This is a genomic window from Frateuria sp. (assembly GCF_013362045.1).
In the GTDB taxonomy this organism is placed as follows: Bacteria; Pseudomonadota; Gammaproteobacteria; order Xanthomonadales; family Rhodanobacteraceae; genus Frateuria_A.
Map to the genome: position 1 here is coordinate 1 of NZ_JABFWW010000105.1, position 4,888 is coordinate 4,888.

The following is a 4,888-nucleotide window of genomic DNA, read 5'->3' on the forward strand; positions in this document are numbered from 1 at the left end:
GGCCGTGTGCATTTCGCCGTCGTATTCCACCTGCTCGTTGCCCTTCAGTTCGATAACACTACCGTCCTCCAATTCGAAGCGGTAGAGGGTGCTCTCAAGATCCGCCTCCTTGACCAGCACGCCCTGGAAGGCGGCGGGGTTGAAGCGGAAGGTGGTGCACCCTTTGAGGCCCTGCTTGTAAGCGTAGAAGTAGATGTCCTTGAAGTCTTCGTAGGGGTAGTCGGTGGGCACGTTGGCGGTCTTGGAAATGGACGAGTCGATCCACTTCTGCGAGGCGGCCTGGATGTCCACGTGCTCCTTCGGGCTGATGTCGTCGGCGGCCACGAAGTAGTCGGGCAGCTTGGCGGACGGGTCCTCGGAGAACGGCAGCGCGTCGGCGTTGATGAGGGCGCGGTAGGCGAGCAGCTCGTAGCTGTAGACCTCGACCTTTTCCTTGGACTTCTTGCCCTCGCGGATCACGTTGCGCGAGTAGTGGTGGGCGAAGCTGGGCTCGATGCCGTTGGAGGCGTTGTTGGCGAGCGACAGCGAAATGGTGCCGGTGGGCGCGATCGAGCTGTGGTGGGTGAAGCGCGCGCCGGTCTCGGCCAGCTGCTCGACCAGGTTGGGCGCCACGGTGGCGACGCGCTGCATGTAGCGGCTGTACTTGGCGTGCAGCACGCGGCCGGGGATGGTGTCGCCGACCTTGTAGCCGTCGGCTGCCATTTCCGGGCGCTTGCGCAGCATCTCGCCGGTGACGGTGTAGTCGCGCGCCAGCACCGGGGCCGGGCCTTTCTCCTTGGCCAGGTCCAGCGCCACTTCCCAGCCGGCCACGGCCATCTCGCGGGAGACGTCCTCGGTGAAGCCGACGGCCGCTTCCGAGCCGTAGCGCATCTTGAGCATGGTGAGCGTGGAGCCCAGGCCCAGGAAGCCCATGCCGTGGCGGCGCTTGGAGAGGATCTCGTTGCGCTGCTGCTCCAGCGGCAGGCCGTTGATCTCCACCACGTTGTCGAGCATGCGGGTGAACACCTTGACCACGTCGCGGTACTCGTCCCAGTCGAAGCGGGCCTTGGGGCCGAACGGGTCGCGCACGAAGGTGGTGAGGTTGATCGAGCCGAGCAGGCACGAACCGTACGGGGGCAAAGGCTGTTCCCCACACGGATTGGTGGCGCGGATGTGCTCGCACCACCAGTTGTTGTTCATCTCGTTGACCTTGTCGATCAGGATGAACCCGGGCTCGGCGTAGTCGTACGTCGAGACCATGATCATGTCCCACAGGTGCCGCGCGCGGATGTGGCCGTAGATCTTGCAGGCGACCAGGCCGTCCTCGCGGGCGACGTAGTTCTCGTGGGTGGGCCACTCGCGCCAGACGACCTTGGCCGGGTCGTCCAGGTCGACCTCGTCGCGCTCCTTGACGTGCACCGGGAACACCAGCGGCCAGTCCTGGTCGTGCTCGACCGCCTGCATGAAGCCGTCGGTGATCAGCAGGGAGAGGTTGAACTGGCGCAGCCGGCCGTCCTCGCGCTTGGCGCGGATGAATTCCTTCGCATCGGGGTGGCTGATGTCGAACGTGCCCATCTGCGCGCCGCGCCGGCCGCCGGCGGAGGACACGGTGAAACACATCTTGTCGTAGATGTCCATGAAGGACAGCGGGCCGGAGGTGTAGGCGCCGGCGCCGGACACGTACGCGCCGCGCGGGCGCAGCGTGGAGAACTCGTAGCCGATGCCGCAGCCGGCCTTGAGGGTGAGGCCCGCCTCGTGCACCTTCTCCAGGATGTCGTCCATCGAGTCGCGGATGGTGCCCGACACGGTGCAGTTGATCGTGGAGGTGGCCGGCTTGTGCTCCAGCGCGCCGGCGTTGGAGGTGATGCGCCCGGCCGGGATGGCACCGCGGCGCAGCGCCCACAGGAAGCGCTCGTACCAGTGCGCGCGCAGCTCGTCGCTGGCCTCCACGTCGGAAAGCGCGCGCGCGACGCGCTGCCAGGTCTCGTCGATGCTGCCGTCGACCGGCCCGCCGGCCTTGGTGCGCAGGCGGTACTTCTTGTCCCAGATGTCGTACGAGGCCGGCTGCAGCGGGATGGCTGCGGCATCACGGTTGGCGGCGAGTGGTGCGCGCATCGTGCTCATCGGATTGTTTGACCTCCGGCCTTTCGAGCCGTCATTGATTTTGTTTCGTCCATGCCATGCAACGGCCGCGGCGTCCCTTGCGGACCGCAGGCGGCATGCAGGTTTGCTTGATCTTCCGGACTTACGGCGCCCTCCCCCGAGGTTGCCACATCGACACAGCACTTGGGAGAGCGACCGAGCGACTCACACAAGATGTTGTGGTGCGACCGGGCATGAACGGTATCGCCGCCATGCGTAGGCGTCAACCGATATTTGATGGGTCCACCGCCTACGCACTCGACGCCAGGCAGACAGGCCGTCGTCGTCACCAGGGGAACCCGGAGGGCCGGTTTACAGTCGCAGGCCCGGTGCTTTCCAAGTCAAGGAGATCCGCATGTTCGACCGTCGCCCTTCCCTCGCCGGCACGCTCGCGCTTTCCGGCGCGTTGCTGCTGGGCTGGCCCGCCATCGGCCGCGCGGCGTTGCCCTCGAGCGTGGCCGGCGAGCCGCTGCCCTCGCTGGCGCCGATGCTGGAGAAGGTGACGCCGGCGGTGGTGAACATCTCCACCAAGACGCGCGTGGCGGTGCGCGACCCGTACTTCGACGACCCGATGTTCCGCCAGTTCTTCGGCCTGCCGCCCTCGCCGCGCGAGCGCATCGAGCAGAGCCTGGGCTCGGGCGTGATCGTGGATGCGGCCAAGGGCTACGTGCTGACCAACAACCACGTGGTGGGCGGCGCCGACGACATCATGGTGACGCTGCAGGACGGACGCAGCTTCAAGGGCAAGCTGATCGGCACCGACCCGGACACCGACGTGGCGGTGGTGCAGATTCCCGCGCAGAACCTGAAGGCGCTGCCGGTGGCGGACTCGGCCAGGTTGCGCGTGGGCGATTTCGTGGTGGCGGTGGGCGATCCGTTCGGGCTGGGCCAGACGGTGACTTCGGGCATCGTCTCGGCGCTGGGCCGTTCGGGCCTGGGCCAGACGTCGTCGGGTTCGGGGGGCTACCAGAACTTCATCCAGACCGATGCCTCGATCAACCCGGGCAATTCCGGCGGCGCGCTGGTCAACCTGCGTGGCGAGCTGGTCGGCATCAACACCATGATCTTCTCGCCCTCGGGCGGCAACGTGGGCATCGGCTTCGCCATCCCCAGCGACCTCACCACGCAGGTGATGGGCCAGCTGATCGCACACGGCAAGGTGGTGCGCGGCAGCCTGGGCGTGCAGACGCAGGACATCACCCCGCGCATCGCGCAACTGCTGGGCCTCAAGACCAGCCAGGGCGTGGTGGTCACGCGCGTGGCGCCGGGCTCGGCCGCAGCCGCGGCGGGGCTGGCGCCCGGCGACGTGCTGCAGGCGATCGACGGCAAGCCGCTGCACGACAGCGACGAGCTGCGCAATGCCGAAGGCCTGCTGCCGCTGGGCAGCAAGGTCACGCTGAGCGTGTCGCGCAACGGCCAGGCACGCCAGGTCGGCGCGACGCTGACGCCGGAGAAGCTCGCCACCGTGGACGGCGGCACGCTCGACCCGCGCCTGGCCGGCGTGCGCCTGAGCGAGCTGTCGATGGCCCAGCGCGGCCAGGGCGCCGCCGGCGTGGCGATCACCGCGATGCAGCCCGGCAGCCGCGCCGCGCGGGCGGGCCTGGCCGAGGGCGACATCGTGATCGGCGTGAACAACCGGCGCATCACCAGCCTGCGCGAGCTGCGCGGACTGGCCGGCATGCAGCCGCGGCAGCTGGTGCTGGTGGTCGAGAACGGCGAGGGCGTGCGCTACGTGCCGATGGATTGAATCGCGCACCTACCTTAACGCCAACCTGTGACCACGCTTGATGTTTGGCCGTCGGACCGATGAAATATCGGACTCCCATCACTGCGCGCATGCCGCCTGCACGGCACGCTCACGCCCCTCATCGAAGCCGTAGGTCGTCTCCGTCATGCCCGTTCGCTCCCTTCGCCTGTTCGCCGTCTGCCTCGGCGCCTGCCTCACCACCGCTGCGCTCGCCGCCGGTCCCACGCTCGTCCTGCGCGGCGACGTGGCCACCACGCGCGGCACGATGGAGGACGTGGCCAAGGCCTGGGCCAGGAGCGGCCACGGCAAGATCGAGTTGCAGCCGTTCAACACCGCCTCGGGACTGGACGCGGTGGCGCACGGCACCGCCGACATCGCCGGCAGCGCGCGGCCCGGCAACGGCAGCGCGGCGGAGGCCGGGCTCACCTTCACCCCGGTGGCGTGGGACGCGCTGGTGCTGATCACCCACCCGTCCAACCGGGTGGGCAACCTGACGCTCAAGCAGGTGCACGACATCTACTACGGCAAGATCACCAACTGGAGCGAGGTCGGCGGCTCCAACGAACCGATCGACGTCTATGCCGTGGCGAGCCCCGGCGACGGCGTCGAATACAGCCTGCGCAAGCTGCTGTTCGGCCGCGGCAACCAGCCGGTGGCGGCACCGCGCCTGTACGTCAACACCGCCAAGCTGGAAGAGGCGGTCACGCTCGATCCGAAGGCGCTGGGCGTGAGCACGCTCTCGCGCGTGGCGGCCAATGGCAAGATCAAGATGATCCGCATCGACGGCACCGCCCCCAGTGCCTCGTCGGTGGCCAGCGGCAGCTACAAGCTGTACACCCCGCTCTACCTGGTGACCAACCCGGACAGCCCGCACGGGGCGGAGGCGCAGGCGTTCGTCGACTTCGTCGCCTCCGACAAGGCCAGCGCGGCGCTGCGCAGCCACAACACCCTGCCCTTCGCCGCCGGCACCGCACTCGCCTCGGCCGACAGTTCGCGCCGCGCGCAGATCCTCGCCGCGGT

At 68.3% G+C, this 4,888-nt stretch carries 3 protein-coding genes; 2 read left to right on the forward strand and 1 reads right to left on the reverse strand.

Features of this window, described 5'->3' with window-relative positions:
• Positions 1-2,103 (reverse strand): adenosylcobalamin-dependent ribonucleoside-diphosphate reductase (locus tag HOQ08_RS05070; RefSeq protein WP_291192293.1); only part of this gene is annotated, 2,103 nt, incomplete at its 3' end.
• Between the two features lie 373 nt (positions 2,104-2,476).
• Here HOQ08_RS05070 and HOQ08_RS05075 point away from each other — a divergent pair.
• On the forward strand, positions 2,477-3,868 hold the full coding sequence (locus HOQ08_RS05075; protein WP_291192294.1) for a Do family serine endopeptidase: 1,392 nt from the start codon (positions 2,477-2,479) through the stop codon (positions 3,866-3,868).
• 145 nt (positions 3,869-4,013) lie between these two features.
• Positions 4,014-4,888, forward strand: an 875-nt coding sequence (locus tag HOQ08_RS05080) for a substrate-binding domain-containing protein (RefSeq protein ID WP_291192295.1), incomplete at its 3' end; no start/stop codon positions are given.

What these genes read in the sequence shown, in the direction of transcription:
- HOQ08_RS05075 (WP_291192294.1), top strand. Translation starts at nt 2,477, where the DNA reads ATGTTCGACCGTCGCCCTTCCCTCGCCGGCACGCTCGCGCTTTCCGGC.